21 protein-coding genes are annotated in these 19,717 nt (G+C 40.3%); 5 read left to right on the top strand and 16 right to left on the bottom strand.

What is annotated here, in order from left to right; translation table 11 throughout:
• Positions 1-11 precede the first annotated feature (11 nt).
• A complete protein-coding gene (locus OM33_RS00390; RefSeq protein WP_038637302.1) occupies positions 12-2,228 on the bottom strand; it encodes a YgiQ family radical SAM protein in 2,217 nt (738 codons plus the stop codon).
• A 62-nt stretch (positions 2,229-2,290) separates the two neighbouring features.
• On the bottom strand, positions 2,291-4,477 hold the full coding sequence (locus tag OM33_RS00395; protein WP_038637304.1) for a two-component system response regulator: 2,187 nt from the start codon (positions 4,475-4,477) through the stop codon (positions 2,291-2,293).
• Between the two features lie 206 nt (positions 4,478-4,683).
• On the opposite strand from OM33_RS00395, the gene OM33_RS00400 reads away from it, so the two are divergent.
• Complete coding sequence (locus OM33_RS00400; RefSeq protein WP_038637307.1) at positions 4,684-5,217, top strand: SRPBCC family protein; 534 nt, start codon at positions 4,684-4,686, stop codon at positions 5,215-5,217.
• Positions 5,207-6,088 (top strand): TIGR03899 family protein, encoded by an 882-nt coding sequence (locus OM33_RS00405; protein ID WP_038637309.1) that lies wholly within the window; start codon positions 5,207-5,209, stop codon positions 6,086-6,088. Before OM33_RS00400 ends, OM33_RS00405 begins: the two co-directional genes overlap by 11 nt.
• A 22-nt stretch (positions 6,089-6,110) precedes the next feature.
• Here OM33_RS00405 and OM33_RS00410 read toward each other — a convergent pair whose 3' ends face one another.
• The 7 genes from OM33_RS00410 to dusA form a co-directional block, all read right to left on the bottom strand.
• On the bottom strand, positions 6,111-6,875 hold the full coding sequence (locus OM33_RS00410) for a TIGR04219 family outer membrane beta-barrel protein (RefSeq protein WP_038637312.1): 765 nt from the start codon (positions 6,873-6,875) through the stop codon (positions 6,111-6,113).
• A gap of 4 nt (positions 6,876-6,879) precedes the next feature.
• Complete coding sequence (locus OM33_RS00415; protein ID WP_038637315.1) at positions 6,880-7,863, bottom strand: DUF2333 family protein; 984 nt, start codon at positions 7,861-7,863, stop codon at positions 6,880-6,882.
• Positions 7,864-7,871: 8 nt separating this feature from the next.
• The gene (locus OM33_RS00420; RefSeq protein WP_052140829.1) at positions 7,872-8,333 is read right to left on the bottom strand and encodes a copper chaperone PCu(A)C; all 462 of its coding nucleotides are present in this window, start codon (positions 8,331-8,333) and stop codon (positions 7,872-7,874) included.
• 120 nt (positions 8,334-8,453) lie between these two features.
• A complete protein-coding gene (locus OM33_RS00425) occupies positions 8,454-8,660 on the bottom strand; it encodes a PspC domain-containing protein (protein WP_038637317.1) in 207 nt (68 codons plus the stop codon).
• Positions 8,661-8,669: 9 nt separating this feature from the next.
• Positions 8,670-9,338 carry a phage shock protein PspA gene (gene pspA, locus OM33_RS00430; RefSeq protein ID WP_038637321.1) on the bottom strand — a complete coding sequence of 223 codons (669 nt, stop codon included), beginning with the start codon at positions 9,336-9,338 and terminating at the stop codon, positions 8,670-8,672.
• Positions 9,339-9,847: 509 nt separating this feature from the next.
• Positions 9,848-10,009, bottom strand: a complete 162-nt coding sequence (locus OM33_RS22435) for a hypothetical protein (RefSeq protein WP_199922465.1) — start codon at positions 10,007-10,009, stop codon at positions 9,848-9,850.
• Between the two features lie 201 nt (positions 10,010-10,210).
• On the bottom strand, positions 10,211-11,173 hold the full coding sequence (gene dusA / locus OM33_RS00435; RefSeq protein WP_267884429.1) for a tRNA dihydrouridine(20/20a) synthase DusA: 963 nt from the start codon (positions 11,171-11,173) through the stop codon (positions 10,211-10,213).
• Between the two features lie 150 nt (positions 11,174-11,323).
• Here dusA and OM33_RS00440 point away from each other — a divergent pair, with 150 nt between their 5' ends.
• From OM33_RS00440 to OM33_RS00450, 3 genes are all read left to right on the top strand, one after another.
• Complete coding sequence (locus OM33_RS00440; protein WP_038637325.1) at positions 11,324-11,755, top strand: transcriptional repressor; 432 nt, start codon at positions 11,324-11,326, stop codon at positions 11,753-11,755.
• 84 nt (positions 11,756-11,839) lie between these two features.
• A complete protein-coding gene (locus OM33_RS00445) occupies positions 11,840-12,307 on the top strand; it encodes a chemotaxis protein CheX (protein WP_038637328.1) in 468 nt (155 codons plus the stop codon).
• Positions 12,308-12,309: 2 nt separating this feature from the next.
• A complete protein-coding gene (locus OM33_RS00450; RefSeq protein ID WP_038637331.1) occupies positions 12,310-12,735 on the top strand; it encodes a secondary thiamine-phosphate synthase enzyme YjbQ in 426 nt (141 codons plus the stop codon).
• A gap of 29 nt (positions 12,736-12,764) precedes the next feature.
• On the opposite strand, the gene alr is transcribed toward OM33_RS00450, so the two are convergent.
• The 7 genes from alr to OM33_RS00485 all read right to left on the bottom strand — a co-directional run bounded on the left by alr (position 12,765) and on the right by OM33_RS00485 (position 19,716).
• Positions 12,765-13,844: an alanine racemase gene (gene alr, locus OM33_RS00455; RefSeq protein ID WP_038637334.1), complete on the bottom strand. Its 1,080-nt coding sequence runs from the start codon at positions 13,842-13,844 to the stop codon at positions 12,765-12,767.
• Positions 13,844-15,223 carry a replicative DNA helicase gene (gene dnaB, locus OM33_RS00460; RefSeq protein ID WP_038637337.1) on the bottom strand — a complete coding sequence of 460 codons (1,380 nt, stop codon included), beginning with the start codon at positions 15,221-15,223 and terminating at the stop codon, positions 13,844-13,846. Before dnaB ends, alr begins: the two co-directional genes overlap by 1 nt.
• Before the next feature lie 94 nt (positions 15,224-15,317).
• Positions 15,318-16,259, bottom strand: coding sequence for a DUF4097 family beta strand repeat-containing protein (locus tag OM33_RS00465; RefSeq protein ID WP_038637340.1), 942 nt, complete (start codon positions 16,257-16,259; stop codon positions 15,318-15,320).
• Between the two features lie 11 nt (positions 16,260-16,270).
• Complete coding sequence (locus tag OM33_RS00470; RefSeq protein ID WP_038637343.1) at positions 16,271-16,759, bottom strand: hypothetical protein; 489 nt, start codon at positions 16,757-16,759, stop codon at positions 16,271-16,273.
• On the bottom strand, positions 16,746-17,315 hold the full coding sequence (locus OM33_RS00475; protein WP_038637346.1) for an RNA polymerase sigma factor: 570 nt from the start codon (positions 17,313-17,315) through the stop codon (positions 16,746-16,748). The genes OM33_RS00470 and OM33_RS00475 overlap by 14 nt, the downstream gene beginning before the upstream one ends.
• 146 nt (positions 17,316-17,461) lie before the next feature.
• Positions 17,462-19,198: a DUF7305 domain-containing protein gene (locus OM33_RS00480; protein ID WP_038637349.1), complete on the bottom strand. Its 1,737-nt coding sequence runs from the start codon at positions 19,196-19,198 to the stop codon at positions 17,462-17,464.
• Positions 19,198-19,716, bottom strand: a complete 519-nt coding sequence (locus tag OM33_RS00485; protein ID WP_038637351.1) for a PilW family protein — start codon at positions 19,714-19,716, stop codon at positions 19,198-19,200. The genes OM33_RS00480 and OM33_RS00485 overlap by 1 nt, the downstream gene beginning before the upstream one ends.
• Between the last annotated feature and the right edge of the window lies 1 nt (position 19,717).

The following is a 19,717-nucleotide window of genomic DNA, read 5'->3' on the forward strand; positions in this document are numbered from 1 at the left end:
AAAGCCAACTCTTATGAGCTGGCTTTTTTTCTGCTCTTACTAAAGTTACCTGATTTACCACCACGCGACTTATTGCCACCCACCTTAGGTTTTGTATTCGCTTTATTAAACTGGCCAAATCCCGTATGGCGAGAAAGTGCAGGCCTACCACCTTTACTCTGACCAGACTTACGTTGCTCATCTCTTGATTCTGCAGGCACTAAGCAATTAGGACCGTTACCAATAAGTTTCGCCTTGCCCATTTTCTTTAATGCCTCACGGATCATTGGCCAACCGGCTGGGTCGTGATAGCGCAAAATCGCTTTATGCAAGCGACGTTGACGCGCCCCTTTAGGCACACTAACAACTTCCTTGTTGTTCTTTATATTCTTGAGCGAGTTCATTTCGGTATGGTAAATGGTGGTTGCATTTGCCATTGGCGAGGGATAAAAATTCTGAACTTGATCTAATTTGAAATTATGGCGTTTTAACCATAATGCCATATTAACCATATCCAAATCGGTAGTTCCTGGGTGTGCTGAAATAAAATACGGTATTAAATATTGCTTTTTACCCGCTTCTTTTGAGTATTTTTCAAAAAGCTCTTTAAAGCGGTCATACGTACCCATACCCGGTTTCATCATCTTAGATAATGGGCCGTTCTCAGTATGTTCTGGCGCAATTTTTAAGTAGCCACCCACATGGTGTGTCACTAACTCTTTAACATAGTTAGGATCTTCAATTGCTAAGTCATAACGCACACCTGATGCAATTAACACTTTCTTCACACCTTCAACTTCACGCGCTTTGCGATACAAGTTTACCGTTGGCGTTTGGTCAGTATCCATATGTTTACAAATATCAGGGTAAACACAGGATAAACGGCGGCATGTACTTTCAGCTTTTTTGCTCTTACAGCGCAATTTATACATGTTTGCTGTTGGACCACCTAAGTCTGAAATAACACCTGTAAAGCCCGGTACTTTGTCACGAATTTGTTCAATTTCGTCAATAATTGATTGCTCTGAACGGCTTTGAATAATGCGCCCTTCGTGTTCTGTGATTGAACAGAATGAACAGCCACCAAAGCAGCCTCGCATAATATTAACCGAGGTTTTGATCATATCGTAGGCAGGTATTTTCTCATCTCCATAGCTTGGGTGAGGAACACGCTGATACGGTAAACCAAACACGTCATCCATCTCTTGTGTTTCAAGTGGAAACGCGGGAGGGTTAACCCAAACAGAACGGTCACCATGGCGCTGGAAAAGTGCGCGGGCACAACCTGGGTTGGTTTCTTGGTGTAAAATACGTGACGCATGGGCATACAAAGGCTTGTTAACACTTACCTGCTCATAAGCTGGCAGCTTTACATACACTTTTTCCCACGGTTTTAAACGCGGCGGTTGAATAGTGATAGGTTTAGCTTCAGCGCCAAGATCAATACCCGCTTGCTTAAATTCTGATTTACTACAACCTACGTCATCTGCGCCATAAGGATTTGGAATTGGGTCTATCTTACCAATTTTATCAATCGCCGTTGAATCTGAACCGCGCCAGCCGGGTAATGGCTCTTTACGAATAACCGCAGTACCGCGAATGTCATGCATTTCATCCATGGTTTTACCCGCAGCAATACCGTGCGCCACTTCAACTAAAGGCCTTTCTGCATTACCGTAAATGAGGATATCTGCTTTGGCGTCGAAAATAACACTGCGACGCACCTTTTCAGACCAATAATCGAAGTGGGCAATACGGCGCAAACTTGCTTCAATGCCACCGATAACCACAGGCACATCTTTATAGGCTTCTTTACATCGCTGGCTATATACAATCACCGCGCGGTCAGGGCGTTTACCACCAACATTACCGGCCGTATACGCATCATCATGGCGTAAACGCTTTTCTGCGGTATAACGGTTGATCATCGAGTCCATATTACCCGCAGTTACACCGTAAAATAAATTGGGTTTACCGAGCGACATAAAAGCATCTTTCGATGACCAATCTGGCTGTGAAATAATACCGACACGAAAGCCTTGCGCTTCAAGCACACGGCCAATTACTGCCATGCCAAAGCTAGGGTGATCAACATAGGCATCACCCGTTACAATAATAATGTCACACGAATCCCAACCAAGGGCATCCATTTCTTCTCTGCTGGTTGGTAAAAAAGGTGCTGGACCAAAACATTCGGCCCAATATTTAGGATATGAAAAAAGACTACGCTCTGCTGATAAAGCAGCCATAAAATGCCCCTAGAATAAAATGGCCGCAAATTATAGCTGAGTTTAAGGCTAGCCTCTAGTGTTTATTTTTTAGACAGCAAAAATTCTTGTAGCTCTTTAAACGGCATAGGCTTTGCAAACATAAAGCCCTGCGCCTCTTCACAACCCATTAGGCGCAAACAATTTGCCTGATCTTCGTTCTCAATTCCCTCTGCAATGGTGTTTAAACCAAGCTTTTTACCCAATGACACAATTAGCTCAGCAATGGCACCTGTATCTTCAGGGATATCCTTTACGAAGGCTCTGTCTATTTTAATGCGATTAAGTGGCAGTTTTTTTAAGTACGAAAGCGAAGAAAATCCAGTGCCGAAATCATCAATTGCAATTTCTAAACCATGCTCTTTTAATTCAGTGAGCGCTTCAATGACGATTTCAGGCTCATCCATTACGATACTTTCAGTTACTTCTAATTCGATTTTATGCGGCGTTATGTTGTATTTTGCGAGTGTTTCTTTGACCTTGGTGACAAATTGCGGATCTCGAAATTGCGGTACAGAAACATTAACTGCAATACGCATATCAAAGCCGAGTTCTAACAGTTCGCTTTGTGTTTTACATGCTTGTTCTAACACCCACTGACCGATAGGTATGATTAAACCTGATTGTTCAGCTAAAGGCACAAAAATAGCGGGAGAAATGAAGCTCCCCTGTTCATTTGGCCATCGTAACAAAGCCTCACAACCTATAACTTCACGGGTTGATAAACAGATTTGCGGTTGATACCACACCTCTAACTTATGTTCACTAAAGTCATGACGTAACTCTTTTAATACTCCAAGCTGCCACGCCATCTTTTCTTCCATCTCAGGAAGGTAATACTCGTAATTAAAACGCAGGTGTTTCTTACCTAAATTTAGGGCGATATAGCATGACTTAAGCGTATCTTTTCCGTCTTTATAAAAATATTGCTGTTCACAAACACCTAAATGGAAGTTGACTGGCAATAAGTGCTCGCCTGCAAGGAAAGGTAAAGATAAAACGTGGTTTAGCGAGTCTGGTGTGACTTTTTCTGATTCAACCAAAGCAGCAAATACATCGGCACCAATGCGTGCAAAATACTTAATACCTACAATATCTTCTTGAATACGCGTGGCAACTGCTTGCAGTAAGAGATCACCAACATCTTGCCCTAAACCGTTATTTATAGATGAAAAGTCAGCGATATCAATAAAGTATAAAGTGTAGGCGTTAACACTCTCAGAAAAATAACGTTCAATTTGATTTATAAAGTCATTGCGATTTGGCAGTTTAGTTAACTTATCTTTATATGCTGCATCGCGTAACTCGCTGAGCATACGAACATTTTTAAACGCTACTGATACGTTCTGTAAAAAGATTTCAATTAGCTTAATTTGTTGTTCATGGACCATCTCTTTTGTTTCGAGATAAATCGCAAATTGTGATTTATCGTCTTCAACAAAAAAACAGCTATCATGATCTGAAATTTGGTGGGATTTATTTTGTAAAGTTTGCTGCAAGACGCCCAGAGCTCGGCTGTTATCAATTTGCTCAATCCCTTGCCAAAGCGAGCCTTTATATTCATTACTGCCACCAAGAACTGCAGAACGACCAGCTTCCGCACTCACTATAACGCCATCACCTGTGCCATCAAGTAACCTAGCTATTTGTTCAATAACTTGTGATGCAAACGCACTTAAGTCCTCTAAGCCATTGATTGATTTAGCCGCATCCAACACTTTTTCAAGGCCGGTATTGTGCTCGGATAATTCGCAAAGTTGTTGATATGAACGCAGCGCAGTAACAAGTGAAGTTACGAGTTTTGCGCGAGTGAGCTCAGTTTTTGTTTTGTAATCATTGATGTCGTATTCACGGATAATGTTTTCTTCAGGCGCATACCCTGGCTGACCTGTGCGTAAAATAATTCTTAGCTGAGAATTATTAAGCTCTTCACGAATACGTTTAACAGTGACAAGCCCTGCGTCATCTGTTTCCATAACAACGTCAAGCAAGACAACTGAAATGTTAGGAATCTCTGCTAGTTTTCTAACCGCTTCATCACCACTGTAAGCATGGTGAAATCTGAGTTGTTTATTCCAAAATGATAAGCCCGATAATGCCAACTGTGTTACAGAATGGACTTCTGGTTCATCGTCTACAATTAATACATCCCAAAATCCAGAGTATTGCTCAGGGGTTTCGTTATCATCTTCATTTAAGAATAAAAACTGTTCTTCGGCAGGTTGTGTCATGAAACCTCTACGTCGTCACAAGACCTTTGAACTCTTTCTCTGGTCACTATACATTTTTTCTTATTGGTTAAACTTGCTATCCACTAGCCAGTTGTTCTCATTACTAAAGCAACGTTAGCATCAGTCACTTACCTAGTATAGACTATTAATTATAATCTTTAAAAATACTATGATTGATAAGATTTTTTATTAAATGACGGAGTGACATGCGGTATTTCATTCGCACATTCTTCAGCATACTACTGCTTGTTGCTATTACAAGTGTTCTGCTGCCAAATAGTTACACAGTTGCGAAAACGATTACGAGCCACTGTAAACAAGTGCAATTCGAAAATTGGGTTCTTGATTTAGCTCAGTGGCACTTATGGACTCCGTTTGCTACTTATGAGAAGAGCTGGCAAGCGTTAGAGCTGGCAAATAGCAACAAGATTGGCGCTTACCTAAAATGGCAAAGCGGTGACAACATTGGTGAAATGACTGTAACTGCAATGACCAATCACACCATCTCTTACACCAGTGTTTATGAACAAAATACCAATATTGGCAGCATCACAGCTGATTTTTTTGCCGATCAATTACAAATAACGTGGGCAATTGAGGGAGGTATTAACACCCCTCTTCTTGGCGGTATTTTAACTCAGTATTATAAATATAAAACGCACGATGCGATTGACTTGGGATTAAGAAACCTCAACTCGCTTTGTAAGAGTCAAAGTTTGGAAACTCAAAATGCCAATTAAACCTGTTACCGCACAACAACATTTAGCGCAAATCATAAAAAGTAAAGTTGGCGTAGAACAGACCAAGTCAAATACAGAAACAACTTCAAAGCGCTTAGAACAAGACACAGTGTCTAAAACAGTTAGCCCAATCCCGAATTACAAAAGTACTGATAGTATACTGCAACGAGCACAAAAGCGCCGCAAACTCGCCCTAGTGAGAAAACAAAACAATATTGAGGCCATATTAGGGTTAGCACAACATTATTGTCCTCCTGTGACCTCGCAAGGCGAGCCTGATCCTGATTGGATTGAGCGTTTTTTAGAACTGGCAGAAGATACCAGTAACAAAAATATTCAAAAATTATGGGCAAAAGTACTTGCCGGTGAAGTAATAAACCCGGGGTCTTTCTCGTATAAAAGCCTAATCACATTAAAGCATATCACCCCAAAAGAGGCGGATATTTTTCAATTAGCCACAAGCTGTGCTGGTAAGTCTGCAAATGATGGTTTTCATCAAGTAATAACTGGTAGTTACCTCACTCCCAGCTTGCTCAACTTTCTGAGTCCAAACAAAAAGAGCTACGTAAACCTCAGTAGTGCAGGCCTTAATTATCCCGATATTCTGACGTTAATTGATATTGAATTAATCTATATGCAGGAAATAGAGTCCAAAGCGTTTGAAAGCGGAGAAAGTCAAACTCTAAGTTTTGCTAATGGAACATTAACACTCACAGCAAAACGTAAAGGCAGCATCTTAACCTACTATAAATTCACCCAAACAGGGTACTCTTTGGCACGATTGACCAGCAATAAATTAAGTAGTAAATATCTTGAGTGTTTAAGAAAAGCGTTAGAAAAAAGCTTCGAGGTCAATTTTGCCAACAACTAAAGTTGGCAAAATTGATATGCTTTTAGAAGTGAACTTGCAAACCAGCGAAGAAGCCATCAACCTCAACATCAGTATAAATATCATCAACGTCATCAAGCTCTAACAACATAGCACGGTAACCAGCTTTAACGGCAACATCAACAGCCATATTGTCAATAAACTCCCATGCTACACCAACTTGATAGTCTTGAATTTTGCTATCACCAATTGCTAATAACTGACCTTCAGCAAACGCGCTTAAACCTGTAAATGGTAAGCCAAATTGCACTGCACCGTATGCCATCGGGATGATTCCATTAAAATCAACTGACTCTTCACTCATGCCCATTGATTGGTCATCGCCTTTAACGGCAATGTAACCATCAAATTGTTTTGCGGATAAACCTAAGTCAATTGATACCAAATCATTGTCAAAAATTTCGTAATAAAGCACATAATCAACATGACTTAGATCACTGTCACCGGTAACAATCGAGTTAACTTTAAATACTTTATCACCAAAGCCAAACGAGGTATTTAAGGTTGCATCGGCATTAAGCTCAAGCTGGTTATACTTGAGTTTGATATTTGGCACTAACGGAATGGGATGTTCAAGGGCAGCGTAATAGCTACCATATTCTTGATCTTCAAAGTTAAAGTTTTGTAGATCACTAGAAGTGCCTAAACCGCCTGAAGATTGTGCAGCCCAATAATCACCACCCACATATAAACCAAGTAGCGTATCGGCTTTTGCTTGCGGAGCCAAAGTTGCAGCAATTAACGCCGCACCAAACATTATTTTTTTCATTATTTTATCCCTGAGAGAGTAATTCTGATAATTCGATTATTGCCGCATTAGCTCGCGATAAATAGTTGGCCATAACTAATGAGTGATTTGCAACAAAGCCAAATCCGCTACCATTTAAAACCATAGGGCTCCACACATTTTCTTGTGTAGCTTCCAGCTCACGCATAATTTGCTGCACACTCACCAATGCATTTTTCTTTTCTAGCACATCAGCAAAGTCTTTTTCAATGGCAGCAAAAAAATGAAGCAATGCCCAACTAGCACCACGCGCTTCGTAAAATACATTATCAATTTCCAGCCAAGGCGTTTTAACAAGCTGATGAGAAGGTGCATAGCTGGCTCTTCTTGCTGCTGAGTCACCAGCAAGATCCGTATTCACTTTATCTTGCCCCACACTGCTACTTAATCGCATGCTTAAACTACCTAAACGCTTTTCCACCTCTTTTAAATAGGCTCGTAAGTTATCAGCGCGAGCATAAAACTGTGCGCTGGAATCGATAGGGTTTGCAATGTCCTTACGGTAACGAATTAATGCGTCGATGCCTTTTTGATATTCATCTTCAGCACTTGGTAATATCCATGCCTTTGAATTGATATTAAATTGCGGTTGTGCTGTTTTAAGTTCCGGATGCTCGGTAGACTGAGACTGCGAACGGCTAAAGTCCTTACGCATTGCCAAGGTAATGTCACGCGTCATTTCAAGTACACCAAATTCCCATGATGGCATATTATCCATAACCACAGATGGCGGCATAACATCATTCGTTAAGTAACCACCAGGCTTATTCAATAACGCACTGGCAACTTCTATAACTGCTGTGGTTGTAACAAACCCTGTTACAACTTGCTGTTGCTGTTCTTGTGCGGCCTGCTCTGCACGTTGCTGAACATTAAAAATTTCAGGTTCAATGCTCCAATAAACAGAAATTAAATAAAAAAACAAAAAAACAAACGCAACCGCAGCTGCTATTTTACCTTTGTGTTGCATATCCCCTCCTAATGATGGTGGTGATGCTGATGTTCATTCTCAATGCTCTCATTGATGCCTACAACAGTTGCCTTTGCATCAACAGTAAGGCCTGATGCAAAATGAAACTTTGCATTGATCGTCTCACCCTTAATCAATTTCGCTTTGGGTGAAAACAGCATTAAATGTAAGCCACCTGACTGAAACACCTTAGTTGAATGCATATCAATTGCCAACTTATCAAGCTTCACCATACTCATCATGCCATTTTTTTGAATATGGTTATGAATTTCAACTCGACCAAGTTTATCAAGTGACACTGAACTTAGTACTAACTCTTTATCTGAGTGATTGGTTATTTTTAGGTACCCAACGCTGGAAGGTGCGCCTGGAATAAATTCACGCACAGTAAAGTCAGAAACCAAAACTTGATTGGCAGCTAATGAAAAAGAAAAAAACGAAATTACAAAAAATAGGTAGCGTTTTAACATGTTAATCCCTCTATGTTTTAAACCAGTATACTACAGAGGAAGATGCAAAAAGTACCTGAAAATTATTAATTATTGTAAATTGTTAGGGGCGTATTAACACTGCCCCTGACATTTTATACATTAATAATATCTGGCTGGAAGCACCGTTGCTGCGACAAAATAAGCAAGCAATGTGGCAACTGGAAATACAAATAAAGCAGCCACAGCCCCGAGTCTCACCCCCCAGATGGGTAAATTATTTCCACGCGCTAACCCCGCGCATACACCAGACACCTTTTTATTTAATCGGTCTTTATAAAAACTACTGTTATCAACTTGAATACTCATCACTACCTCCTAAGCTGCTTTTTTAGCAACTTGCTCTTTTAAGCTTGCTAGTTCAGCGTCTAACACTTCATCTTTTTCTAAGTCATCAAACTGCTGTTTTAAGCTTGAACTCTGAGTTACCTCATACGATTCAATTTGTGCCTCAATTCGATCAACTTTATGCTCAATTTCAGCAAAGCGCTCAAGTGCTCTGTCAATTTGCTCGCTGTGAAGTTGCGTCTTTGCTTTCACTCGAACCTCAGCCGATTGAGAGCGAATTTGATACTCTTTTAACTTAGCTTTTGCCTGAGTTAATTTTTCATGCAGCGAATGACTGTCTGCTGACACTTTGTTGAGCACTTCATCAATTCGTGCAATTTCTGGCGCAATTGCATCGATTTCTTTATTGGCTTTTTGCTTTTCAATTAATGCTGCTTTGGCTAAATCTTCTCGGTCTTTTTGTACTGCTTTTTCAGCTTGCGAGTGCCAATAATCAGATGATGATTGCTGTTTTGATAACTTACGCTGTAATGTTTTCTTTTCTGCAATAAGACTTGCTGAAGTTGAACGAAGCTCGACTAGTGCCTCTTCCATTTCCTGTACCATAAGGCGAACTAGCTTTTCAGGATCTTCTGCGCGATCTAACGCAGCTGAAACATTGGCTTGGATGATATCTGTTAAACGAGTAAAAATTCCCATAACTCTCTCCTGTTGATGACTGATATTTTTCTCACACCTTTCTATTCCAACCTTTATGCCAAAAGTAAAAAATAAATATAAAACAAGAACTTAACACAAACCTCTTGATTAGCAAAACTATAAAATTAGTAAATTTGACCAACTAAATAGTATTTTTAACCAACTGTTAGAAAGTAAAATTATATGCGGCATCATCAATCAATGTAGTTATCCAGCTACTGACGTAAAAACATTAATATGAGTTTAATTTGAAAAAGAAAAGAAATTGAAATGTGACAAACAGATTCATTGTTTGCTGAGCTAAAAGACTTTAGGAAAACTTTTTTTGAATATAACGAAGAGCAATTAAAAAATGAAATGTTTAAAGGAAAGGAATGGCGCGCACCTGTCACTATTTTGATAGAAACACACTGCGCTGCCCCATAAAACCATGCCAAACGCCCACAGTAATTAGTAAGCTAATAACTGGTAATAAAAATAGGCTAAATAAATCAAATAAATCCAACATTTTAAGCTCCTTGCTCACACGTTAAATGCAAAACACTCGCAACACTTGGTACTTGTTCACATATTTGTGCAATATGCGTCTGCTTTTCTGCCTGTGTTGCAACTATGCTCTGAAACAGTAAATTGATAAGTAACAACGCTGTAGTAACTAATTTTGCTAACATAACGTTTGCTTCAAAAATTCATATCTTGCTTCATACATAACAAAGAGCATGCCAAAAACATAAGCTGTTGATTTAATTGATTATAACAACCACCCCTTAATTTAAGTTATAAAAAAAGGCTAAACAATGGTTAATTTCACCACTATTTAGCCTTACCATTTCCCGAAAGCGGAATTAGCGTTTCCCTATATCGGGATTGTCTTATTCAGGTACGAATGCCAGCGCTTCCTCTAACAATGAGATTTGTGCATCTTTTTTATGGCCATTCTCAGATAAGTGACGACGGTATGAACGGGCACCCGGCTGACCTTGGAAAATACCAAGCATGTGTCTTACTACATGCCAAAAATTAGCACCCTTCGTCATTTCTGATTCGATGTAATCAAACATGTTACGCACCACTTGGTGGCGTGAAAGCAGTTCGCTTTGTTCATTACCGTAAATAGCCCTATCAACTTCTGCCAGCATATATGGATTCGCATAGGCTTCGCGACCAATCATCACACCATCAATATGCTGTAAATGCGTTAAGCACTCTTCAATGGTCTTTACTCCACCATTAAGTGAAATATGACAGTCATTAAAGTCACGTTTAAGCTGATAAACACGATCATAATCTAGTGGTGGAATTTCACGGTTTTCTTTCGGACTTAAGCCCTGTAACCACGCTTTACGAGCATGAATAATAAAGTCGCGACAACCAACATTGTAATTCGCTTCAATTAGGGCTGTTAGAAACTCGTAAGAATCTTGCTCATCAATGCCAATACGCGTTTTAACCGTTACAGGAACATTTGTTTCTGCTTTCATTGCTGCAATACAATCAGCCACTAATTGAGGCTCAGCCATTAAACATGCACCAAAACGACCATTTTGCACACGGTCGGACGGACAACCTACATTCAGGTTAATTTCTTGATAGCCATATTCATCAGCACGTTTTGCGCATTCCTCTAACGCCTTGGGATCGGAACCACCCAACTGCAAGGCGACAGGTTTCTCGTGTTGACCAAAGTGTAAATAATCACCTTTGCCAAAAATAATCGCACCAGTCGTTATCATCTCTGTATATAACACTGCATGCTTAGTTAACTGTCGATGAAAAGTTCGACAATGGCGATCTGTCCAATCAAGCATTGGGGCTACAGAAAAACGTCTATTCACAGTACACCTCAGTAAATACGGGGTCGCGATTCTACTCGATTTTTCACCTTTGCTCAATTTATATTCATAAACAAGCTGACAAATAAAGACTTAACTACAAAATGTTAAATTTATTGTGGTAAGATGACTTTGATATCGAGGAACAAATTTATGACCGTTGAAGCATTAACTGAAAAAGCGAAAGTCGTATGTAACGACAAAGGGGTTCGCTTTACTACAATTCGTGAAAAAGTATTTCGCTTACTCGCTGAAACTCAAGCTGGTGTCGGTGCATACGACTTGTTAGAACAGCTAAAACAAACAGAGCCAAATGCAAAACCTGCTACTATTTACAGGGCGCTCGATTTTTTGGCTGAAATGGGTTTCATTCATAAAATTGAAAGTACCAATGCATTTATGCTGTGTCATCACTTTGATCACACGCACCCAGTGCAATTACTTGTTTGCGAAAAATGTGGTCATGTTGAAGAGCTTCACTCTCATGCAATTGCACACGAGTTAAACAACCAAGCAACTGAACTTGGCTTTAAAGTCGAATCTCAAACAATCGAAGCACGTGGTATTTGTACTAAGTGCCAATAATTATGAGATTTTGTTTGCAAAAACCGCAACTTCATTCTTGAATTAAAGATGATAATCGCCTAAAAAACGGAACCGGACAAAAACATGAATGTAGAATTCATTAACCCTTTTATTTCTTCATTACTCAATGTGTTATCTACGATGGCACAAACTGACTTAACACCTGGTAAGCCAAATATTAAGAAAACTGAAGTGGCTGTTGGCGATGTGTCAGGCCTGATCGGCATGGTTGGTCCTCAAACCAAAGGTTCCCTTTCAATTACCTTTGACGGTGAATTGGCAATGACTGTAATGGAGCGTATGCTTGGCGAACGCCCCGAAAAAATAAATGAAGAAGTAACGGATATGGTGGGTGAAATCACTAATATGGTTGCTGGCGGGGCAAAAAATTTGCTCGGTGATAAAGGTTACGAATTTGATATGGCGACACCTGTTGTTGTATCAGGCAAAGATCACACCATTACGCATAAATGTGATGGACCAAAATTGATTATGCCATTTACTTCAGATTTTGGCTCTGCCCATATTGAGGTTTGTTTCGACAAACTCTAGTTATGTGGTTGCAAAAAACATTTTCTTTGAAGCCTCGTTCGCGAGGTTTTCATTTAGTTGATAATGACATCAATGCTCAACTCCCTGAAATTAGTCGTTACCGTATTGGTATCTTACACCTCTTTATTCAACACACTTCTGCAAGCCTAACAATCAATGAAAATGCAGATCCTACTGTGCGTATGGATATGGAAAGCCATTTCAATAAGTTTGTACCTGAACGTCAAAGCTACTATAAGCATGACTATGAAGGTGATGATGATATGCCTGCACACATTAAAGCCAGCACTTTAGGATCGAGTATTAGTATCCCGATTTCTGATGGACGATTAAATATGGGAACTTGGCAAGGCATTTATCTTGGTGAGCACCGAGATTATGGTGGTGCTCGCACTTTAGTGGCAACATTACAAGGCGAGATGTTTTAACACTCGCCTTTAAATTTTTAAGCTAAAACCTACTCTTGAATATATTTATATTCTACGCGAGGCGTAATATTACATAATAGCTCATAAGGTATGGTAGTCGCGAATTGAGCAATTTCTTCTACTGGTAAATTAGGTCCCCAAAGCTCAACTTCATCACCTAACATAACCGAATGATCATCTCCCAGTTCCACTGTAATCATATCCATTGACACTCGACCCACAATAGAGAAACGCTTTCCATTAATTATAACCGGTGTACCATTAGGAGCATGTCTTGGATAACCATCACCATAACCCATAGCAACGACACCAATTCGCGTGTTGTTTGAAGCTCGCCATGCACTGCCATAGCCAACCGTTTCACCTGCTTTTACGTTGCGAATTGCGATTATGCTTGAAGTGAGGCGCATTACTGCATTAAGCGCATGATCTTTGCCCGTAGCAGCTAGCATTGGCGATACGCCATATAACATCAATCCAGGTCTCACCCAATGGCAATGGCTTTTTGGCCAACCAACAATACCTGCTGAATTTGCAAGACAAAGTTCATTGTGTACCGTTTTAATGTTTTGGAAAAAATGAGCCATTTGCTCTGTTGTTTTACTGTTTTGGGTATCATCAGCACAAGCAAAATGCGTCATTAATTTAATATTAGCTGCAACATTTTTACATGATTCGAGACGTCTATAGAAATCATCACATAGGCTAGGTTCAATACCTAAACGATGCATGCCAGTGTCAAGCTTGAGCCAAACACTAATAGGGCTGACGAGTTCAGCATGTTCCAACATATAAAGTTGAGCTTCGTCATGTACAACGATATGAAAGTTACTAGTCGCAGCAATCGCTAAGTCTTCAGAGCGAAACACTCCTTCAAGTAAAACAATTGGCTTTACTACACCACCAGCACGCAATGCTAATGCTTCGTCAATACGTGCGACTGCAAATGCATCCGCATCAACAAGACTTTGTGCAATAGTAACAAGACCATGACCATAAGCATTGGCTTTTAATACAGCCATAACACGAGATTTTGGTGCTAATTGCCTAACACGCGCGAGATTTTGATTTAGCGCACTGAGATTAATTTCGGCACACGCTAAACGCATTAATATTCATCATCCATTGCCGGACCTGCGTAATTATCAAAACGCGAGAACTGGCCTTGGAAGGTCAAGCGCACTTTACCAATTGGGCCATTACGTTGTTTACCGATAATGATTTCGGCAACACCTTTATCGGTTGAGTCTTCGTTATATACTTCGTCACGATAAATAAACATAATTAAATCGGCATCCTGCTCGATAGAGCCTGATTCACGTAAGTCAGAGTTAATTGGGCGTTTATCGGCACGTTGTTCAAGCGTACGGTTAAGCTGAGAAAGCGCAATTACAGGACATTCTAATTCTTTTGCTAGCGCTTTGAGTGAGCGTGAAATTTCGGCAATTTCGAGGGTACGATTATCCTGCAAACTTGGCACACGCATCAGCTGCAAGTAATCCACCATAATCATACTGATACCACCGTTATCACGCGCAATACGACGTGCACGAGAGCGAAGTTCTGTTGGCGTTAAGCCTGAAGAATCATCGACGTACATTTTACCTTTCTCAATCAACAATCCCATAGTCGATGAAAGGCGCGCCCAATCATCGTCATCAAGCTGACCGGTACGTACCTTTGTTTGGTTTATACGGCCAAGTGATGCGAGCATCCTCATCATAATTTGCTCTGATGGCATCTCTAACGAGAAGATAAGCACTGGTTTATCTTGGGTCATTGCCGCATGTTCAGCAAGGTTCATAGCAAAGGTGGTTTTACCCATTGACGGACGAGCTGCAACAATAATTAAGTCTGAAGGCTGCATACCCGCGGTCATTTTATCGAGATCGGAGTAGCCGGTACTCACACCAGTAACACCATCTTGCGGTGATTGATATAACTCTTCAATCTTATCAATAGTTTTTTCTAGAATATTGTGAATATTCTGCGGACCATCTGAGCTTTTAGTGCGTTGTTCAGCTATTTTAAATACTTTGGTCTCAGCTAGATCAAGCAAATCATGACTGTCACGACCTTCAGGGTTATAACCCGCATCAGCAATCTCATTGGCAACATGGATCATTTCACGCACAACTGCACGCTCGCGAACAATCTCAGCATAAGCATTAATGTTGGCAGCACTTGGGGTGTTTTTAGCGATTTCACCTAAATAAGCAAAGCCACCGATCGCATCCAATTCATTGGTTTTTTCTAACGTTTCAGAAATGGTAATTAAATCGATAGGCTGACCGCTCTCAACCAGCTTTTCCATCGCTTGGAAAATAAGCTTGTGGGTACGGGTGTAAAAATCTTGTGCAACAACACGTTCTGCAACACGATCCCATGCTTCATTATCAAGCATTAAACCGCCTAAAACAGACTGTTCTGCTTCAATAGAGTGCGGAGGGACTTTTAGGGTATCTAACTGTTTATCTGCTTTTGCCATGATGCGCTTTAACTCGAAGAGAATCTGACTATTCTAACCAGAACCAATAAAAAAACCCAGCATTGGGCTGGGCTTTATTGTCGATAAGCTGTGTTTAGTTGTATTTCAGCTCAATGCGACCATTAACAGTATCGATTTCAATATCTACATCGCCATCTTTTAGCTGGAACTCCAGTGAGCTCGATGGACCATATTTTGCCTTTTTCACTTTATCGTTTGATAGACTGTTGCGAATTTTACCGCCCGCATGGGCATTCACTTCGATTTCAGCAGAAAGGCCTTGTGGTAACTTCAATACAATGTCGCCATTCACGCTTTCTGCTTGGATATTAGCGCCGCTTGCAAGTTGTTCCATCTTCACTTCTACTTCGCCACCAACCGTTGTGATATCAAGGTTTTTGATCGTTTCAGCGTTAATTTCAACATCACCATTCACCGTTTCGATACGAACATCTTGGCTTTTAGTAGTACTTCTTAAGTCACCATTAACAGCTTCAAAGCGTATTTCACCTTGTGAGTTAGCATCATTCACATCACCGTTTACCGTTTCGATATGAATACGACCATTTAGATTTGCCGATTTAATATCACCATTTACCGTATCTAAACTGATGCGACCTGAAACATTTACAACATCTACATCACCATTTACTGTATCTAATACTAATCCATTATTGAGAGCTTCAATGTCCATATCGGCATTCACACTTTCAATATTCACCAAATTGGTTTGTGGCACATAAATAGTCAGGTTTGACCCTTTACTATTTTTATTTTGATAACGATTAGGCATTTCAACAATAAACTCTGTACGACCACCTTGCCTATTGCGAAAAGTATATCCTTTCGCTCGGTCATCTAAGGTACCTGAAACTTGCATTTGTTGCTTATCCCAGCCTTTTACGATAATTTTGCCTTGATCATTTTCAATAAAGATTTTGTTGTTTTCAGGTACATCAATTGTTTTATCAACAAGTTCACCTGCCAGTAATGAAAATGAGAGTAAGCTTGTACATGCAATGGCTAATAACTTCATAATGATTCCTCTTAAATTTGTTGCCAGCTTGGCTTGTGAACTTTGTTAATTAAATCAAGTTGCTGCTGATATACTTGCGATAACATTCTAAGCAGCGTGGCATTTTCAGGCTCATTTTCTAATGCTAATTTAATCGCTTTTTCAGCATTTTCTAATTCTGCTAACTGTGATTGCCAATTATCCGCTAGCGCTTTCTGATCACTGTATTTAACAAGTAACGCTTGTTTCTCTTGTTTAAAGGTTTGTGTCATCGCCTGTAATCCCGCTTCATACTGATTACTCTGCTGATTGAAAAATACTTGGTAGCTCAGTAAGCCCAAACACATACATGCGGCCATAGCAGTAATTTGCTGCCAAACATGGGATTTCTTTTCAATCTGTGTTGGTTGCTTAGCAATTGCGTTTTCAACACCTTGCCACAGATCTTTTTTAGGGGTGATTTCTGTCGGCAGTTGAGCGACTGCGTCATCTAACATTTTGTCTAAATTAGTCTGTTTCATTACTCATCCACTCTTTTAATAAACTACGTGCTCTATGGTATTGAGCTTTTGATGACCCCACCGCCATATTCAATTGCTCTGCAATTTCCTCATGGCGATACCCTTCAACCGCAAACAAAACGAAAACCAGACGTGCTTTTTCAGGTAAACGTACAATGTATTTATCTAACCCATTTAGGTCATTACACATTTCAACTTCTTGTTCTGGCATTCCAGCTTGTTCAAAGCTAACAACTTTTTGCAGCCAATTAGTTTGTTTTCGCAAATAACTAATCGTGATATTGGCAGCAACACTGTGTAGCCAGGTTGTAAATTTAGCTTTGCCATCAAAACTCGATAGCTTTTGCCATAACTGAACAAACACCTCTTGCAGTGCTTCCTCTGCGAGACTTTCATTTGCAGTTAAACGTAAAGTAAGAGCAAAAACGCGCTTGTAGTGGCGGTTATACAAGTCATGAAAAGCTTGTCTATCCCCTCTATTCACTTTTTCGATTAACTGCAGATCAAAGTTTGCTTCTTGTTCTTTAACAAAGCGCTGCTCTGCATCAATTAACACGTCAACTTCCTTTGTGTTGTTATCTTGTTGATTACTTTATTAGACGTAAGCTGGGTTTGGAAAGGTTTAAATGAAAATAAATTTTTTTGAGAAAATAAAAACGCCCAGCTAAAGGGCGTTTTAAAACAGATAGTTACATTATGAGATTATAAATAGCGCCAACCTACAAATTCTAATGAGGTGGTGCCGCAACAGGTAGTGACATTACCGACTTCACCTAAACGCGTATCATAGTGAATACCGGTATCGCCTGACAGGCTCACTGTTTTAGCACGAATAGACCCCATTAACCCGCCGCTTGCTGCGACTTTTGCATCTGTTTCTGGTGCATATATAGCCGCATATAAGCTTCCAGTAGCATCAATCACAACACCATCTTTTCCTGTATAAGATGAGTATATTGAAAAGACAGGAACGCCTCCATCAGACATTCCCTGTTCAGATATCACTGGCTTTTTAATGGTTGTTTTTCCTGTCACATAAATCGTTAAGCTTGAACCTGCTTCAATCTCAAAAACAGTTGTGCCACTGGTACCAATGGTAAAATCACCGTCGACTAGCATATAAACATCACCACCAGACACTTTAAAGCCACCACCATTTACCGTAAAGTCTTTCACTTTAAGCATGTTTACCAGCTCACCACTAGGAAGCGTTTCACTATAAGTGGATAATGCTGCTGGCTCTTCACCCATCCACGACTCCCAACCAGATACAAGCTGGCCACCTCGCGGCGTCACTTCATATACAGTTTGGCCCCTAGTTAGTAATAGATCACTCGCTGTGGCATCTTTGAATTCATCAACCACAGTGCTGATGCCAATAGGATCACAGTTTGTTGCTGGATCTTGGTAGTCATGATCTTCGGGTAAATTATTTGGATCAACCTCAGGAACACTTGGTACATTTGGCGATTGATTAAACATTGCATCGGTATAAGGTACATCATTTTGATAGTATTGAAATGGCAGTGCATTACCGCGATGGGTTAATTCACCTCGGTACATCACATCTAAGCCATTATTATCTTGGTTTCGTACTTTTGTTGAAGAACCACTACCCAAGTACAAATCGCCCATGGTACGAATCACACCACCAACTTGGTTTTGAATAAGCTCCACATTGCCAATTGCAAGCACATCACCACCCACTGTGATATCGCTGTCAAAACCTTCCGGTAAATCAGGTGAACCAGGGCCCGCATCAATCACAATATTGTGGTTAGCATGGGCATCACCATAGATTTTTGCACTCCCCCCTAAATTAATACTCCCGGTTGCCGCAATGCTTCCCCACACATCAGCTGCACCTGTTAAATTAATATCAGAATCATGGTGAATTGTTGTTACGCCTGAGTTTGCAGACGCTGTGCTGGCGTCATAGTCACCTTCATCAGAGTTATAACTATCAATTCTGCCACTGGCGCCTAACCCTACACCTTCACAGCCGATAATCGCTGAACCAAAGGTAGAAGCCGCGCCGCCTTTTCTTAGTCGAAATAACGCAACTGTATTATTGGCCCCTTCAAAGCGTTTACCGTCACTGCTTAATTCCAATAGGCCATCACTATTTACACCCAGTCGCGTCGCATAAGACATATCATCTGTCTGTGCGCGCCCTGTGATGTAATTGTTTTCACCCAAAGTATCATTGATAAGCTGTTCAAGGGTAGTTACAGGGTTACTAGCCAACTCAGCTAAAACACGCTTATGTGTATCAAAAATGCCTTTTTCAGACACTAAACGGGCATTCATCTTCTTTTGATAATTACCAGTTAAGCGCTCTTGAATAAAGTTATCGCGCAATGAACTCAACACAATAATGCTTGTCATTGTGGTTAAAATCATTACTGAAAGTAAGGTAAAGCCTTGTTGCTTGTTCATCAGTTCAACGCCTCCTCAAGTATCTTGCCACTGAGAGCAACATCAATTTGAAATCCATTCGCGAGCATGTCCACATTTAAACTTTCAGGTGTAAGCGTGATTTCCACTAAGTCACCGTTTAAGCGGTAACTAATACCTTCTAATCCTGTTAACAGCACTTGCTCAGCTTCAGCATTTACTTGGCAACGTAACTGACTATCAACTAAGGTAAATGTCTCACTAAACGGCACCGCTGGTTTGGTGCTATTACATGCTGTTGCACCTTCTGTCTCTTGCTGCACAACAAGGCTAGTCGCATTAGGAATGGTGGGTAATGACTTTGTTTGTTTTAAACTTCGGGTAAATACTTCTGAGCTGTATCTTAAAACTTCTTGCGCATTTTCAAGCTCTTTTGAAGTATCTACCGACTCACTCAGAGCAATATAAACAAATGTAATACCAGCCATTAGAAAGCTGCTTACCGCCAAAGCAACCATTAACTCAACCAATGTAAAACCCTTGTGTATGAACTTTTTCATG

Source organism: Pseudoalteromonas piratica (assembly GCF_000788395.1).
GTDB classification, from domain to species: domain Bacteria; phylum Pseudomonadota; class Gammaproteobacteria; order Enterobacterales; family Alteromonadaceae; genus Pseudoalteromonas; species Pseudoalteromonas piratica.